Source organism: Streptomyces sp. NPDC020490, from assembly GCF_044335305.1.
GTDB lineage: Bacteria > Actinomycetota > Actinomycetes > Streptomycetales > Streptomycetaceae > Streptomyces.
Genome location: NZ_JBIRUY010000022.1, coordinates 77,145 through 91,498 on the forward strand (window position 1 = coordinate 77,145; position 14,354 = coordinate 91,498).

Below are 14,354 nucleotides of genomic sequence, written 5' to 3' on the forward strand. Positions count from 1 at the left end.
CGGTCCGGTCCGGCAGCGGGCAGGCACCGGGGCCGCTAGGAGGGCATCTTGTCGCCGAGCAGGGCCAGGTTCTCGATGGCGGCGAGGCCGTAGAGCGCGGTGTCGTTGGTGGACACCCAGCTCGCCTCGCTGCCCGCGACCAGGGTGGCCGGGCCGCTGAGCGGCTCGGTCTTCCACGGTGCGGACTCCGGGTAGCCGTCGGAGCCGTAGAACTTGGTCCAGGCGCGCTTGGCGAGGGCCTCGTCGCCGGTCTGGACGGCGGCGTAGGCGTCGAGGCGCGAGTGGCCCTGGAACAGCAGCAGGGTCCCGAAGTTGGAGCCGTAGCGGGCGGCCTGCTCGGCCTTGGTGGCGTTGAAGTAGCGGCAGTAGTCCAGGTAGGCGTCCTTGAACTCCGGCATGTCGACGAGGTGGATCAGCTCGGCGCACAGCTCGTTGAGGCCGAAGACGGCCGAGAGGTGGGACACCGACACCACGGGCTTGTCTGCGACGGCGAACTCGCCCGTGTCCAGGTCGTACAGCCCGCTGCCCTGGACGAAGCCGTTGGGCTGGGCGGCGATGCCCTTCATGGTCGACAGCACGCGCGCCTTGGCCTTCTCCCACTTGGGGCCCTTGCGCTCCCACTCGGTCAGCCAGGCCGACACCAGGCCGCTCCAGTCGGTGCCGAAACCGACCGAGAGGGCGTGCCGGTCGGGCGTGTAGGGGTCGGTGCGCACCTTGCGCAGCGGGTCGAGGACGAGGAACGTCTCGTCGGAGTCCACGTTGGCGTGCATGAGGTCGCCGACGCGTTCGTCGGCGGTGAGGAAGTAGTAGAAGCGCCGGTAGGTGGTGTTGGCGATGCGCTGCTGCTTGGCGCTGTCGGCGTAGTGCTGGACGCCGTGCCGGGTGCCGAGGCCCGCCCATGTGCCGAGGTGGTAGACGTCGACCTCGCCGGTGTGCCGGGTCATGGCCTCGGCGAAGCGGAAGATGTCGGCGCGGCCGCTTCTGAGGTAGGCGTACCAGAGCCAGAGGTCGGGCGAGAGCTCGGAGTTGTCCCAGGCGTAGCCGCCGATGTCGTACCGCCAGACGTGCCGGACGGTGTCGTAGGTGTGCATGATGTCGCCGTAGTCCCAGAAGCCGTACCAACGGCGCATCTCCACCTGGTCCTTGTAGTAGGTGAAGAGGAAGTCGAGGTGGTCCTCGATCTTCGCCTTGGCCGGGGTGGAGCGGTCGGGTTCGGCGAACAGGCCGGGGCCGAACACCTTCGCCTTGATCATCTGCTTGGGCTCCGCGGCGAGCTGCGGCAACGTCCGCACCGCCTGGACCTGTTCGGCGAGTGTCTCCGCGCTCGGGGTCGACTCGTTGGCCCAGAAGAGGAGTTCGGAGGTGCGGGCGATGCCGTAGGGGGTGCCGAAGCCGGGCTCGTAGTCCTCGTAGGTGATGTTCAGGCCTTCGAGCTGTTCGGCGTACGTGTCCTGGCCCATGCCGTCGTGGTAGAAGCGCAGGTCCATGGGGGGTGCCTCGGGCGACCAGAGCCACAGGGTGACCTCGGCCTCGTCGGTGTGGGCGTCGCGGATGTCGAGCTGGGCGGGGAACTTCTCCCAGAAGTCCCGCAGCCCGAAGGAGAGTCCGCCGCTCACGCCGCCGACGTAGCCGAAGCCGGAGGCGCGCCCGCCGCCGCCGGCGCCGATCCAGCCGTGGCCCTTCTTGGTCCGCTTGCGGACGGTGAAGCCGTCGGCGGAGAGCTGGGAGAGCGTGTAGTCGCCCCACTCGGGGATGTACTGCAGCCGGGTGGTGACGCGCTGGTCCCAGGTGGACGGGTCGGGCAGCTTCCGGCCCGCGTACTGCGCCGCCTGCACGGCCGCGCCGGGGTCGCGGCGCAGACCGGTGATGCCCTTGACGGCCTCGCGCAGCAGGCCGGTGCCCTCGCCGCCGATGCGGACGTGCCGGTCGTACGCCGCGTCGCGCATCGGCACGGTGAAGCGGACGCCGAGGCCGCGGATGAAGTCGCCGCTCGCCTTGCCGGGCTCCTGGGTGCCGTCGTAGGTGATCGTGTGCACCATGCGGAAGGAGTCGGCGCCTGCGTAGAAGTACAGCCGGATGGAGAACGGCAGCCAACTGCGGCTGCCCTTGCGGTGCTTGCCGTCGATGCGGACCACCGCGCGGACCGGGCCGTCCTGCTCGACGGTGACCTCGTCGATGGCGCTCTCGAAGCGCTCGTACTTCACCGTGCCCTGGTCGCCGTCCTCGATCTCCGGCTGGCGCAGCAGCACGAGCCGGCCGTTCCTGGCGATCTCGGTGGAGCCGCGGGTCACGGACTTCACCAGCGTGGAGCCGGACTTGCCGATCTTCGCCGTGATGACGCCGGTCGAGACGTCGATCGTGCCGCCGCCGTGGTCGACGGTGACCTTCTCGGCGGGGGCGGCGGGGTCACCGGTGGCCAGGGTGAGCTTGCCGGAGCCGGAACTGACGGCGTGGGCGGTCCACTTGAGCGACCCGTCGGGCCAGTAGGCGAGCGGCCAGGTCTGCACGGGCACGGCCTTGCCGGCGGCGTCGGTCAGCGCGAAGGTCTGGTCGGCCTGGTGGACGCCCTTCGGCCAGGGGACGCCGACGGTGGAGCCGGGCGCGGCGCCCAGCCCGCCGTCCTCCAGCCAGTCCAGGGTCACCGGCTCGGCGTCGGCGGCCTCGGCGCCCGGCGCGGCCTGCGCGGCCTTGGCGCCCAGGGCCCAGCTGAACTGGGCGGCGGCTCCGGCGACCGCGGCCGCCTTGAGAAGGGACCTGCGGGGGATGGGGGACATGGCCTTTCCTTTCCGTGCGGGTGGCTTCGTGCGGTGCGAGAGGCTTCGGTTCCGGGGAAGTCAGGTGCATGACAGAGGGAGGCGCGGCGCCGAGGGCGCCGGCCCGGCAGGAGGGGGCCGCCGTTCAGCGCCGGCGGCAGCGCTCCTCCACGGCGACGGCCGCCGCCGCGACGGCGCCCAGGACGGGGACGGCCAGCGGCGCGACGAACCAGCCGGACAGCACCACCAGGACCAGCCCGCCGACGAGCAGGAAGGACCCGGCCGGGTCGAGGACCGTACGGCGTCCGGCCCCCGCGAGCAGGGACCGCCAGGCGGCGCCGGGCTCCCAGACCGCCGCCGCGCGCAGCCCGGCGACGACGGCGCCGAGCACCGCGAACAGACCGACGGCCCCGGCGAGCGGCCCGCCGGGCAGCCCGGCCCGCACGGCCTGGACGTTGATCCAGGCCACGCCGGCCGCGGCCCACCCGGCGGCCCCCACGACCCACCCGCCGCGCACGGCGGCGCCGAAGTCGGCGGCGAACTCCCGCACGCCGCCGCCCTGGTGGGCCGTCCGCCGGCGCAGGTGGCGGGCGCCGGCGGCGAAGGCGGCCGGGTAGGTGACGACGCCGAGCGAGGCGACCGCGATCCACACCCCGGTGAGCAGACACTCGGCGAAGAGGGCGAACCGGTCGGCGAGGACGGACTCCTTGCGCGCCTTCACGCGTGTCTGGGCCATGGTGACCGCCTCAGCCCTTCAGCCCGGAGGTCGCCATGCCGTCGATCAGGTACCGCTGGAAGGCGAGGAAGAACAGCAGCACGGGCAACAGCGCGACCAGCGACATCGCGATCAGGCCGCCGTAGTTGGCGGCGACGCCGTCGGAGTCGCGGAACATCATCATGCCGAGGGACACGGTGTACTTGCCGGGCTCGTTGAGGTAGATCAGCGGGCCCATGAAGTCGTTCCAGGCGTTGATGAAGGTGAAGATCGCGCTGGTGATGAGCGCGGGCCGGCACAGCGGCAGCACGATCGACCAGTAGGTGCGCAGGTGCCCGCAGCCGTCGATGCGGGCGGCCTCGTCCAGTTCCTTCGGCAGGTTGCGCATGAACTGCACCATCAGGAAGACGAAGAACGCCTCCGTGGCGAGGTACTTGCCCAGCAGCAGCGGCACATAGGTGTTGATGAGCTCCATCTTCTGGAACATCACGTACTGCGGGATGAGCAGCACGTGGTACGGCAGCAGCAGGGTGCCGATCATCAGGGAGAACAGCAGGTTCCGTCCGGTGAACCGGATCTTGGCGAAGGCGTAGGCGGTCAGCGAGCAGGAGATCAGGATACCGACGACGGCGCCGCCCGCGTACAGCAGCGAGTTCTGGAAGAAGGTCCAGATGGAGATGTCGGCGATGCCGTCGGCCAGGCCCTTGAAGTTCCCCAGGACCGGGTGGGCCGGGAACAGCTGCAGGCTGTTGATGATGTCCTTGCTCGGCTTGAACGAGGCGCCGATCACCCACACGACGGGGTAGAGGACGACCGCCAGGATCAGCAGCGAGCCGATGTGCCAGGCGAGCGATCCGGTCCGCCTGCGGCCCAGCGGCAGGGGTCTGGTGGTAGTCGCACTCATCGGGCGTCCTCCTCGTAGTGCACCCACTTCTTCTGCGACCAGAACAGGACGGCGGTCACCAGCGCCACGGCGAGCAGCAGCATCCAGGCCATCGCGGAGGCGAAGCCCATCTGCGCGTTCTTGAAGCCCTGCTGGTACAGGTAGCAGGTGTAGACGAGCGTGGCGTCGGCCGGGCCGCAGTAGGTGTTGGAGACGACGTAGGCCGAACCGAAGATCTGGAAGGAGTGGATGGTCTCCAGCAGCACGTTGAAGAAGAGCACCGGGGAGATCATCGGCAGGGTGATGTTCCAGAACTTGCGGAGGGCTCCGGCGCCGTCCAGTTCCGCGGCCTCGTACAGCTCCTTCGGCACCTGCTTGAGGCCGGCCAGGAAGATGACCATGGGCGCGCCGAACTGCCAGACGGTGAGCGCCACCAGGCAGTAGAGGATCCAGTCGGGGTTGCCGACCCAGCCCCCGGCGTGGATGCCGACGGCGGACAGCACGCGGTCCACGACGGCGTCGTCGGAGAAGATCGACCGCCAGACGAAGGCGACGGACACGCTCGCGCCGATGAGCGAGGGGGCGTAGAACGCGGCCCGGTAGAAGGCCTGTCCGCGCCGGCTCTGGGCGAGCAGCAGCGCGACGCCGAGCGCGAGCAGCAGTTTCAGCGGGGTGCCGATGACCACGTACTTGGCCGTCACCTGCACCGACTTCTGCCAGCGGGGGTCGTCGAACATCTTGGTGAAGTTGTCGAGACCGACCCACTTGGGAGTGTTGAAGAGGTTGTAGTCGGTGAACGCGAAGTAGAGCGAGGCGATCATGGGGCCCGCGGTCAGGAGCAGGAAGCCCGCGATCCACGGGGACATGAAGAGGTAGCCGGCGAGGTTCTCCCGGCGGCCCCGCCGCGTTTCGGCGGCGGGGGCGGCGGAGCGGGCCTTGCGGGTGGCGGGCGGTGAGTCCTTGACGAGCGTCACGGGAGTTCCCAATCGGTTCCGGTCGGTCCGGTCAGGCCTGGAAGGCGGCCTGCGACTCGTCGAAGAACTGCTTCACCGCGTCCGCGACCTTGACCTTGCCCAGGCCCAGGTCACCGCCGATGCGCAGGAAGGCGGCCTCGATCGTGTCGGCGCCGGACGGGTGCGGGGTGATCGTGCCGAGGACGCCGGCCTTGGCGGTGTCGGTCTCGTACTGCGCGATCTCCCTGCTGACCGCGTCGGCCGGCTTGAAGGCGCCGTACTGCTCGGTGCTGGCGAGGATGCCGCGGTCGTACCCCATGATCTTGCCGACCTCCGGGTCGTGGACCATGAAGTCGATGAACTGCGCGACCTCCTTGGGGTGCGAGGTCCGCGCGGAGGCGCTGAGCATGAGGGACGCCAGGTACTGTCCGGTGTGCTTGCCGTCCATGGTGGGGATGGGCGCGAGGCCGTACTCGCTGTCGCCCTCCGCCGAGTAGCGGACGGTGAAGTTGTCCCAGGTGAACTCCGACGCCCCGTGTCCGGCGGAGAGCGAGGACTTGGGACGGTCCTGCGTGACGATCTTGGGGTCGGTGACGAGGCCGGCCTTCACGCGGTTGTAGCCGTCCTGCCACCACTCCGTCAGGTCGGCCTTGTCGAAGCCCAGTCCGTCCTTGGTGTAGAATGCCTTCCCGTTCTGGCGCAGGTACAGGTCGTACAGGTACATGATGCTGAAGTAGCCCGTGTCGCCCGGCACCTTGGTCCTGTCGTAGATCGTCTTGAGCGCCTTGAAATAGTCGTCCCAGGTCCAGCCCGGCTCCGGCTCGACGCCCGCCTTCTGGAAGACCTTCTTGTCGATGACCAGCGCCATGGTGTTGGAGCCGACGGGGATGCCGAGCTGCTTGCCGTCGACCTCGCCGACCTTCGTGACGCCCGCGCGGAAGTTGTCGAGGCTCAGATTTCCCGCGTCGATCTGCGACTTGAGGTCGAGCAGAACACCTCTCTTGTCGTACTTGCGGAGAAAAGTGACGGCGTTTTGGAAAACGTCCGGGGGATTTCCGCCGGACGCCTGCGTCTGGAACTTCTCCCAGAAAGAGACGTAGTCCTGGAAGTCCGTCTTGACCTTGATCTTCGGGTACTTCTTCTCGAAGAGGTCGATGCTCTGGTTGATCTTCTTGGCCCGCTCGTCGGCGCCCCACCACGAGTAACGGATCGTCACCGTCCCGTCGGCCGACGTCCCGCTGTCGCCGCCGCAGCCCGTCGTCGCGGCGAGGCCGAGAGCGGCCGCGCCGGCGCCGGCCGCCTTCAGGATCGTACGCCTCTCAACATTCCCGCTGGTTCCCACAGTGGGCCTCCCGACTTCTCTTGCCGCTTACATGAATCGTTTCAAGTAAGCGCTTGCTGGCACAAGTTACGGAGGGGCTCGGGGTGCGTCAATGATTCGGACAGGATTTTCTTCACCGTCTGCGTGTCCGCGGCGCGGTGCGAGGGCGGCGGACTGTACGGCGGACGGGGAGACGTCGCAGGTGAGGGCCACATGACCGACGGACCGAACGGAACGGGGCCGCTCTGGCACGAGTGAGCCCCGGCCTGAATCCGCCGCGGGGGCGAGGGCGGGGCGGGGGCCCTTGCCCCCGGGCGGGGGGGTGCGTGGAGGTCGCCGGGCGCCAGGGGCGGGACGGACGGCCGTGCGCTTCGCTCAGGGCGCGGTGCGGGTCAGGCGGGCACGTCCGAGCGAGGGCTTCTGCGGCGAACGCCGGACCGGCGGCGCCGAGCCCCGCCCCGACGCCGCGGCGCGCGCCTGGCCGGCGCCTCTCGCCGCACGGCACGCGGCGGGCGGCACGCGGCGGGCGGCACGCGGCGGGCGGCACGCGGCGGGCGGCACGCGGCGGGCGGCAGGCGGCAGGCGGCAGGCAGCAGGCAGCAGGCGATCGGACGGCGGACGGCGGGCTGCGGGCTGCCGGGCTGCCGGGGCGGCGAGCCGGGGGCTCGCCTCGGCCGACCGTCGGCAACGGTTCCCTCCGGGCGGACACCGGGCGCGCCCGGCCGACGCGGTACAGCGGCGCGTGGTGACCCGCGCCCGACGCGGCGCGCGCCCTGCTGTCCGGGACGAGCCGGCGCTCCCGGGCGCGCGGCGTCGGAGGGACCGGTAGCCGGTGCAGCGCGCCCCGCCGGGCCACCGACGGCACTTTCCGGCCTCGCCGCCTCCCAGGCGGCCCTCAGGGCCCGCCCGGCCGTCCGCCGGACCTCGCAGCCCGTGCCCTCGGCGCCACGCCCTCACGGCTCGCGCCTCGCCCCTTGCGCCTCGCTCGTGAAAACGTCGACGCGCACGCCCCACCGCCCGATGCACAGCCAGTCGCGACCGGCGGGCGCCGTTGAGGTGACGGCCGGCCCGCTGACGGCCGACCACGTCCGCCGGACCGCCCTGAGGACGCCGGGAACGCCCGGCGCCCTTCCGGTCGCAGCAGGTCGCCGCCGTCACGGCGTCCCGCACCGCGCCATCAGCCGGACCGATGCACCCGCACCCAGCCCTCCGCATCCGGCCCTCCGCGCTCGGCCCGGACACGACGGCGGCCCACCTGCGCTGACGCAGGTGGGCCGCCGTTCCGGGTGGGCGATACTGGGTTCGAACCAGTGACCTCTTCGGTGTGAACGAAGCGCTCTCCCACTGAGCTAATCGCCCGGACGCAGGAAGAACATTACCCCATGTCAGGGGGTGCCTGTGACCGGCGATGACAACAACCGCGGCGATGACAGCGGCGGCAGCGGTGACGGACCGTGACAAGCGGTGACCACTGTCTGCCGGAGCGGGCGGCGGGCGTCCCCGCCGCGGATCACTGGTCCTTGATCTTCCAGGGCATGACGACGCCGAACTTCCACAGGTAGATCCCGCTCAGCACCGCCACGATCACGAGGCCGATCACCGTCAGTGTCAGATTGCGGCGCCGCACCCTGGGGTCGAGCGCCCGCTGGGCCGCTTCGGTGACCTTGCGTTTGGTCCAGCGCAGCACCAGCTGGGCCCAGACGAATTCGGTCGCCCAGATGGCCATGCCACCGAAGATCACCACCCAGCCCGGCCCGGGCAGCGGCAGCATCACGATGCCCGCGCCCACGACCGCGAGTCCGATCACGAAAACGCCGACCTGCCAGCTCAGATGCAGCACACGGCGCGCTTTGACGAATTCGGGGGCCCGCGAGCCGAGCCCCTGCTCGGCCTGCGCCCCGCCCACGTCCATTCCGTCCGCCGCCACGGCGATCTCGCCGGACCCGTCACTCCCCGTATTCATACGACCAAACTGTACCCGAGAGAAACGTGTCACCGTAATGGCCGTACCGTGCCAAGGGGTTCTCGGCCGGAAGAGTTACGTAAAGCAACGCAAAACACTCAGAGGGGTTTACAACGGCACCGTAGGTGGCATGTCGATTTCGCCGACGTGCGAATCCCCGAGCGCACACTGAGCGAAAGGCCCTGGCGCTTATGAACACCACGGTCAGCTGCGAGCTGCACCTGCGCCTCGTTGTGTCGAGCGAGTCCTCCCTGCCTGTCCCCGCAGGCCTGCGGTACGACACGGCCGACCCCTACGCCGTGCACGCCACCTTCCACACCGGAGCCGAGGAGACCGTCGAGTGGGTGTTCGCCCGCGACCTCCTCGCGGAAGGCCTTCACCGGCCCACGGGCACCGGCGACGTACGTGTCTGGCCGTCGCGCAGTCACGGTCAGGGCGTCGTGTGCATCGCCCTGAGCTCTCCGGAGGGCGAGGCCCTGCTGGAGGCCCCGGCACGGGCGCTGGAGTCCTTCCTGAAGCGTACGGACGCCGCCGTGCCTCCCGGCACGGAACACCGCCACTTCGACCTCGACCAGGAGCTGTCCCACATCCTGGCGGAAAGCTAGACGAGACCCTCACAAGCCGCCCGGCGCCGTCGACTCGGGGTGACGGAACGGGCCAGGACAACCACATAGGGTGCACACCGACGCCGTCGCCGCGTTTTCGCCGCGGGACGGCGCCGGCGCGCGCGTCGCCACGGCACCGGACCGGTACGGCACGCTCCCGAGCCACTACCATCGGCCAGCATCAGGCGGGTCCCACACCCGACCGACCGCCACGGCAGGGAGCGAAACGTGCTGATCACCCACGACACCCGGTGCGCGCTGGACACCGTGGTGGATCTGGTGAACACCGCGCCGGAGGAGGACGCGACCCCGGACGCGCTGCCCGATGTCGCGGCCCTCGAGGATTTCGTACGAAACCACGAGATCAGCGATGTCGGAGTGCTCTCGGAGCTGGACCTCTCGGCGGTGCGCCGGATCCGCGACCGGTTCACGGCGGTCTTCGGGGCCCCTGACGCGCGGACGGCCGCGGGGCTGATCAACGAGCTGGTCGCCGCGGCGGGCACCACTCCCCGCCTGACGGACCACGACGGCTACGACTGGCATGTGCACTACTTCGCCCCCGGCGCGTCCGTCGCCGATCACCTGGCGGCCGACTGCGGGATGGCGCTGGCGTTCTTCGTGGTGGCCGGGGAGCAGGAACGGCTGCGGCGCTGCGAGGCACCCGACTGCCGGCGCGCCTTCGTCGACCTCTCCCGCAACCGGTCGCGCCGTTACTGCGACAGCCGCACCTGCGGCAACCGCCTGCACGTGGCCGCCTACCGCGCCCGGCGCAAGGAGGCCGCGGGCTGACTGCGGAACCGGACATCGGCGTCGACGTGGTCCCCGGCGGGTGGCGCCGGGGGCCACGGGTACGGCTCACAGCAACAGCAGGTCGTGCAACGAAGCCATGAGCAGCAGACACCCGATCACCGCAAGGAAGATCATCAGCGGTGGCTGGGAAAGGGCGAAGAGGCATCCGCGCGGCTCGTCCTGAGACGGAGGCGCGGCATCGCTCTGTTTCGTGTCCAGCATCTCGCGGCCGATGATGGCGCAGACCAGACCCTCGACGCGATCAACACGCCCGAAAAGACCGGCAGTTCGCCGAATTCCGTGATGTCCGGTACGAGCGTGATCACTTCAGGACACGACGCTGATCCACTGTGTCGTTCAGGTCGTCATGGCCGGGTCATATGCCGTGCTTCTTGAGGATGGCCTCGATGTCGCTGAAGTCGTCCGCGGAATTCGTGCGGGGCGCGCTCGCGGGCCTGGCGACCGGGCGCGTCGACGGTCCCAGGGACGGTGCGGACGCCTCCGGAGCGGCCGTCTCGCGCCGCTGCGCGGCCCTGGCCTCCCTGCGCTCCTTGCGCGTGCCGCCCCGGCGCCGCTCCACGGCGCGCGTGGACGCGAACAGCAGCCAGGAGGCGCCGAGCAGCCCGAAGCCGGCCCAGGCGGTGGGGCTGAACGCGGTGTCCGCCACCCAGTCCACGATGCCGGTCATCACCAGAGCGACGGGCACGAGCGCGTATGCGGCGATGCGGGCGGCCGCGAGGAAGCGCTTGCGGTACGCCGTCACCGCCGCGATGCCCAAACCGGCCGCGGAGGCGGCGGAACAGACGGTCTCGGCAATCATCCGGTCCTCCAGGCGGGGCTCGGTCGGGCGGGGCACTTCGTCCCTTCCATCCTGCACCGTCCGAACCCCGCCGGGCCATGCTCCGACGGGACATCAGGGAGATCTCCGGGTCGGCTCCTCCGCGGGTGCCGGACGTGGCCCTGCCGCCCGCCGCCCCGTAAGGGCCCGGTTGGGTCGCCGGCGTCCGGGCTGGGAGACTGTCGGCCATGAGCGACACCTCCCCCGCATCTCCCGCCGCGCCCGTTGTTCTCGACGTCTGGTGCGAACTCCAGTGCCCCGACTGCCGCACCGCCCTGGAGGACCTGCGCGCTCTGCGGGCCCGCTACGGCGACCGGCTGGAGGTGCGGCTGCGCCACTTCCCGCTGGAGAAGCACCAGCACGCCTTCGCCGCCGCGCAGGCCGCGGAGGAGGCCCTGACGCAGGGGCGGGGCTGGCCCTACGTCGAGGCGGTGCTCGGCCGGGTGGCGGAGCTGACCCGTGCGGGAGAACCCTTCCTGGTCGAGGTGGCCCGCGAACTCGGTCTCGACGCCGAGGAGTTCGACACCGCGCTGATCGACGGCCGGCACATCCTGATCGTCGACGCCGATCAGGCCGAGGGCAAGGCGATCGGCGTGACCGGCACTCCGACGTACGTCATCGGCGGGGAGCGCCTGGACGGCGGCAAGAGCCAGGAAGGGCTGCGCGAGCGGATCGAGGAGATCGCGGACCGGCTGCTGGCCGCTCAGGACTGAGTTTCGGAGCAGGTTCCCGCGGTCAGAGCAGGGTCTTGTAGAGGGAGTACCGCGTCGTCTCGTAGCCGAGCGACTCGTAGAGTCGCTCGGCCGGGGTGTTCCCGGCGAAGACGTTCAGTCCCAGGACGCCCTTGCCCGCGGCGATCGCCTGTTGCTCCGCGAGGAGCATGAGCGTACGGCCGTGTCCGTGCCCGCGGTGGGCCTCCTCGACCTCGACGTCGAAGACGAAGGCGTTCTCGTCCTGGAGGGCGACCCACAGCGTGCCCACCCGGGTCCCCTCGTGCTCGAGCACGCTGAGGCGCATCCCGTCGGTGGCCATTCCCCGCGGCAGCAGGGTCTCGTGGTCGTGCCGTGACTTCGCGTGCGCCGCCCGCTCGGGCACGCCCCGCTCGATCCAGACGCGCGCGTAGTCCTCCGTCTGGTGGGTGAGCCATTCCTCGAACTCGGCCCCGGTCATGGGCCGTGCCAGGCTGCCGGCGGGCAGTGCGGGCGGCGTGCGGCCGAGCCGCTTCTCCATGCCCCGGCTGCGTGGGACGTAGCCGAGGGCCTCGACCAGCCGCAGGGCGGCCTCGGCCCCGGCGGGGACGGCCACCTCGATCTGCCGGCTGCCCCATCCCCGCGCCACCTCCTCGGCGGCGAGCGCGGCCACCGTGCCGCGGCCGCGGCGGCGGTCCGGTTCCTCGATGCGCAGGTCCAGTATCCGCGCCACCGCGTCGCCGAAGGCCGCGGTGGTGCCGAGGTGCAGGGCTCCGACGGGACGGCTGTTCACGCACACCTGGTAGTGGCGTGAACGCGCTCCGTCGTCCGCACGCTGAAGCGGCTCGGTCGGCCGCAGGGTCGTGGTCATCAGGGGAGTTCTACCCGGCGTACGGGCACCCGTCAGCCGATTTTCGGCGGACGCTCACGGATCCAGGTCGGCGCCGGACCGCTCGTCGAAGATCCGCATCGCCTTGGCGGTCACCGGGCCCGGCGCGCCCGCGAGTTCCCGGTCGTCGACACGGTGCACGGCCTGCACGTCGCGCAGGGTGGAGGTGAGGAAGATTTCGTCCGCCCGCCGCAGGACGTCCATCGGCAGGTCGGTCTCCTTCGCGCCGGTCCACTCGACGGTCAGCTCGCGGGTGATGCCCGCGAGGCAGCCGGAGGCGAGCGGCGGGGTGTGGATCTCGCCGTCGAGGACGACGAAGACGTTGGAGCCGGTGCCCTCGCACAGCTGCCCGACGGTGTTGGCGAACAGCGCCTCGGAGGCGTGCTCCCGGTGGGCGCGGGCGAGGGCGACGACGTTCTCCGCGTACGAGGTGGTCTTCAGCCCGGTCAGCGCGCCGCGCTCGTTGCGCGTCCACGGGACGGTGACGACGGTGGTGGAGTCGGGGCGCCGGCCGGTCTCGCCGAGGGCGACCACCAGGGTCGGCCCCTGCTCCCCCCGGTCCGAGCCCAGCGGGCCGTGACCGCCGGTGTAGGTGATGCGCAGCCGGCCGAGCGGCATCGGGTTGGCCTCGAGAACGGCGGCGCAGGCGCGGCGGACCTCGTCCAGGTCGGGGTCGGGCAGCCCCAGGCCCCGCGCCGACCGGGTCAGCCTGTCCAGGTGCCGGGTGAGCGCGAACGGGCGGCCGTCCACGGCCTTCACCGTCTCGAAGACGCCGTCGCCCACGGTCAGCCCGTGGTCGAAGACGGAGACACGGGCGGAGTCGGTGTCCTGCAGCCCGCCGTCGAGCCAGATCTTCACGTCAGTCCCTCTTCCCTCACGTCGTGCGCCCCCGACGCTATCGCGAGCAGCCTCGCCGCCTTCAGTTCGGTCTCCCGCCACTCCGCCTCGGGGTCGGAGCCCCAGGTGATGCCCGCGCCGGTGCCGAATCGCAGTACGCCCTCGTGGCGGTCGGCCCAGAAGGTGCGGATGCCCACGGCGAGCTCGCCGACGGCCCGGTCGGCGTCGACCCAGCCGACGCCGCCGCAGTACGGCCCGCGGGGCGCGGTCTCCAGGGCGTCGATGATGCGCAGGGCGCTCGACTTGGGCGCGCCGGTCACCGAGCCGGGCGGGAAGGCGGCGCCGAGCAGTTCGGGCCAGCCCGCGTCCGCGCGCAGCTCGCCCCGCACCGTGGACACCAGGTGGACGAGCCCCGGATGCTTCTCGACCGCGCACAGGTCGGGCACCGTCACGCTGCCCGTGGCGCAGACCCGGCCGATGTCGTTGCGCACCAGGTCCACGATCATCACGTTCTCGGCGTGGTCCTTCTCGAGGAGGTCCGCCTCGGTGCGCCCGGTGCCCTTGATGGGGCCGGACTCGACGATCCGGCCGTCCCGGCGCAGGAACAACTCGGGCGAGGCGGTGGCGATCTCGACCCCGTGCCCCGGCAGCCGGATCGTTCCTGCGTACGGCGCCGGATTGCCGCGCGCCAGCAGGGCGCTCAGGGCGTCCACGTCGGCGTCGGCGGCGACCGGCGCGGACAGCACCCGGCACAGGTTCGCCTGGTAGACCTCGCCGGCCGCGATGTGCTCCCGGATCCGCCGCACGCCCGCGGTGTACGCGGCGCGGTCCAGCGACGAGGACCAGTCGCCGGCCCGCGGCCCCCGCCACGCGCCCGGCACCGGGGCGGGCACCGGTTCGCGTCGCACGTCGCGGAAGCGGGCGCAGGTCAGACGGCCCTCGAAGTCGGCGCAGACGGCCCAGAAGCCGCCGGAGTCCAGGGCCGCGGGATCGTCGGTGACGTCGAGGAGCCCGGTGGCGAGTCGGTCGCCGAACCGGGCGAGAGGAGGCAGGTCGAGCACCCGTCGAGTGTAGGGCGCGGGTCCGTCGACGGGCCCTGACCAGGTGCAGCGCAGCACG

General features: G+C 71.2%; 14 protein-coding genes and 1 tRNA gene. 3 read left to right on the forward strand and 12 right to left on the reverse strand.

Going from position 1 to position 14,354, the window contains the following annotated elements; all coding sequences use genetic code 11:
- Positions 1-35: 35 nt before the first annotated feature.
- From ACH4ZX_RS22885 to ACH4ZX_RS22915, 7 genes are all read right to left on the reverse strand, one after another.
- Entirely contained in the window at positions 36-2,774 is a 2,739-nt protein-coding gene (locus tag ACH4ZX_RS22885) for a Tat pathway signal sequence domain protein (RefSeq protein WP_398275662.1), read from the reverse strand.
- Between the two features lie 124 nt (positions 2,775-2,898).
- Positions 2,899-3,489 (reverse strand): hypothetical protein, encoded by a 591-nt coding sequence (locus ACH4ZX_RS22890; protein WP_398275664.1) that lies wholly within the window; start codon positions 3,487-3,489, stop codon positions 2,899-2,901.
- A 10-nt stretch (positions 3,490-3,499) separates the two neighbouring features.
- Positions 3,500-4,372 (reverse strand): carbohydrate ABC transporter permease, encoded by an 873-nt coding sequence (locus ACH4ZX_RS22895; RefSeq protein WP_398275667.1) that lies wholly within the window; start codon positions 4,370-4,372, stop codon positions 3,500-3,502.
- On the reverse strand, positions 4,369-5,325 hold the full coding sequence (locus ACH4ZX_RS22900) for a carbohydrate ABC transporter permease (protein ID WP_398275670.1): 957 nt from the start codon (positions 5,323-5,325) through the stop codon (positions 4,369-4,371). The genes ACH4ZX_RS22895 and ACH4ZX_RS22900 overlap by 4 nt, the downstream gene beginning before the upstream one ends.
- A gap of 31 nt (positions 5,326-5,356) precedes the next feature.
- Entirely contained in the window at positions 5,357-6,646 is a 1,290-nt protein-coding gene (locus ACH4ZX_RS22905; RefSeq protein WP_398275673.1) for an ABC transporter substrate-binding protein, read from the reverse strand.
- A 1,266-nt stretch (positions 6,647-7,912) separates the two neighbouring features.
- Positions 7,913-7,984, reverse strand: a tRNA-Val gene (locus ACH4ZX_RS22910).
- A 151-nt stretch (positions 7,985-8,135) separates the two neighbouring features.
- A complete protein-coding gene (locus ACH4ZX_RS22915; RefSeq protein ID WP_398275676.1) occupies positions 8,136-8,588 on the reverse strand; it encodes a TIGR02611 family protein in 453 nt (150 codons plus the stop codon).
- A 191-nt stretch (positions 8,589-8,779) separates the two neighbouring features.
- Here ACH4ZX_RS22915 and ACH4ZX_RS22920 point away from each other — a divergent pair, with 191 nt between their 5' ends.
- The gene (locus ACH4ZX_RS22920; protein ID WP_004002642.1) at positions 8,780-9,193 is read left to right on the forward strand and encodes an SsgA family sporulation/cell division regulator; all 414 of its coding nucleotides are present in this window, start codon (positions 8,780-8,782) and stop codon (positions 9,191-9,193) included.
- A gap of 228 nt (positions 9,194-9,421) precedes the next feature.
- Positions 9,422-9,982, forward strand: a complete 561-nt coding sequence (locus ACH4ZX_RS22925) for a CGNR zinc finger domain-containing protein (protein WP_398275679.1) — start codon at positions 9,422-9,424, stop codon at positions 9,980-9,982.
- Positions 9,983-10,048: 66 nt separating this feature from the next.
- Here ACH4ZX_RS22925 and ACH4ZX_RS22930 read toward each other — a convergent pair whose 3' ends face one another.
- Together ACH4ZX_RS22930 and ACH4ZX_RS22935 are read right to left on the reverse strand one after the other, a co-directional pair.
- Positions 10,049-10,204 (reverse strand): hypothetical protein, encoded by a 156-nt coding sequence (locus tag ACH4ZX_RS22930; RefSeq protein WP_360756377.1) that lies wholly within the window; start codon positions 10,202-10,204, stop codon positions 10,049-10,051.
- Positions 10,205-10,358: 154 nt separating this feature from the next.
- Complete coding sequence (locus ACH4ZX_RS22935) at positions 10,359-10,802, reverse strand: hypothetical protein (protein WP_398275816.1); 444 nt, start codon at positions 10,800-10,802, stop codon at positions 10,359-10,361.
- A gap of 206 nt (positions 10,803-11,008) precedes the next feature.
- Between ACH4ZX_RS22935 and ACH4ZX_RS22940 the strand changes: the two genes are divergently transcribed.
- The gene (locus ACH4ZX_RS22940) at positions 11,009-11,533 is read left to right on the forward strand and encodes a DsbA family protein (RefSeq protein WP_398275682.1); all 525 of its coding nucleotides are present in this window, start codon (positions 11,009-11,011) and stop codon (positions 11,531-11,533) included.
- A gap of 22 nt (positions 11,534-11,555) precedes the next feature.
- On the opposite strand, the gene ACH4ZX_RS22945 is transcribed toward ACH4ZX_RS22940, so the two are convergent.
- Genes ACH4ZX_RS22945 through ACH4ZX_RS22955 form a run of 3 tightly spaced genes read right to left on the reverse strand, consistent with a single transcriptional unit; the run spans position 11,556 to position 14,296 of the window.
- Entirely contained in the window at positions 11,556-12,380 is an 825-nt protein-coding gene (locus ACH4ZX_RS22945) for a GNAT family N-acetyltransferase (protein WP_398275685.1), read from the reverse strand.
- Positions 12,381-12,434: 54 nt separating this feature from the next.
- Positions 12,435-13,256 carry an aminotransferase class IV gene (locus ACH4ZX_RS22950; RefSeq protein ID WP_398275688.1) on the reverse strand — a complete coding sequence of 274 codons (822 nt, stop codon included), beginning with the start codon at positions 13,254-13,256 and terminating at the stop codon, positions 12,435-12,437.
- Positions 13,253-14,296 (reverse strand): chorismate-binding protein, encoded by a 1,044-nt coding sequence (locus tag ACH4ZX_RS22955; protein ID WP_398275691.1) that lies wholly within the window; start codon positions 14,294-14,296, stop codon positions 13,253-13,255. The genes ACH4ZX_RS22950 and ACH4ZX_RS22955 overlap by 4 nt, the downstream gene beginning before the upstream one ends.
- Between the last annotated feature and the right edge of the window lie 58 nt (positions 14,297-14,354).

Coding starts and splice junctions, on each gene's coding strand:
- ACH4ZX_RS22940 (WP_398275682.1), top strand. CDS start 11,009: ATGAGCGACACCTCCCCCGCATCTCCCGCCGCGCCCGTTGTTCTCGAC.
- ACH4ZX_RS22890 (WP_398275664.1), bottom strand. CDS start 3,489: ATGGCCCAGACACGCGTGAAGGCGCGCAAGGAGTCCGTCCTCGCCGAC.
- ACH4ZX_RS22945 (WP_398275685.1), bottom strand. CDS start 12,380: ATGACCACGACCCTGCGGCCGACCGAGCCGCTTCAGCGTGCGGACGAC.
- ACH4ZX_RS22930 (WP_360756377.1), bottom strand. CDS start 10,204: ATGCTGGACACGAAACAGAGCGATGCCGCGCCTCCGTCTCAGGACGAG.
- ACH4ZX_RS22935 (WP_398275816.1), bottom strand. CDS start 10,802: ATGATTGCCGAGACCGTCTGTTCCGCCGCCTCCGCGGCCGGTTTGGGC.
- ACH4ZX_RS22920 (WP_004002642.1), top strand. CDS start 8,780: ATGAACACCACGGTCAGCTGCGAGCTGCACCTGCGCCTCGTTGTGTCG.
- ACH4ZX_RS22885 (WP_398275662.1), bottom strand. CDS start 2,774: ATGTCCCCCATCCCCCGCAGGTCCCTTCTCAAGGCGGCCGCGGTCGCC.
- ACH4ZX_RS22915 (WP_398275676.1), bottom strand. CDS start 8,588: ATGAATACGGGGAGTGACGGGTCCGGCGAGATCGCCGTGGCGGCGGAC.
- ACH4ZX_RS22895 (WP_398275667.1), bottom strand. CDS start 4,372: ATGAGTGCGACTACCACCAGACCCCTGCCGCTGGGCCGCAGGCGGACC.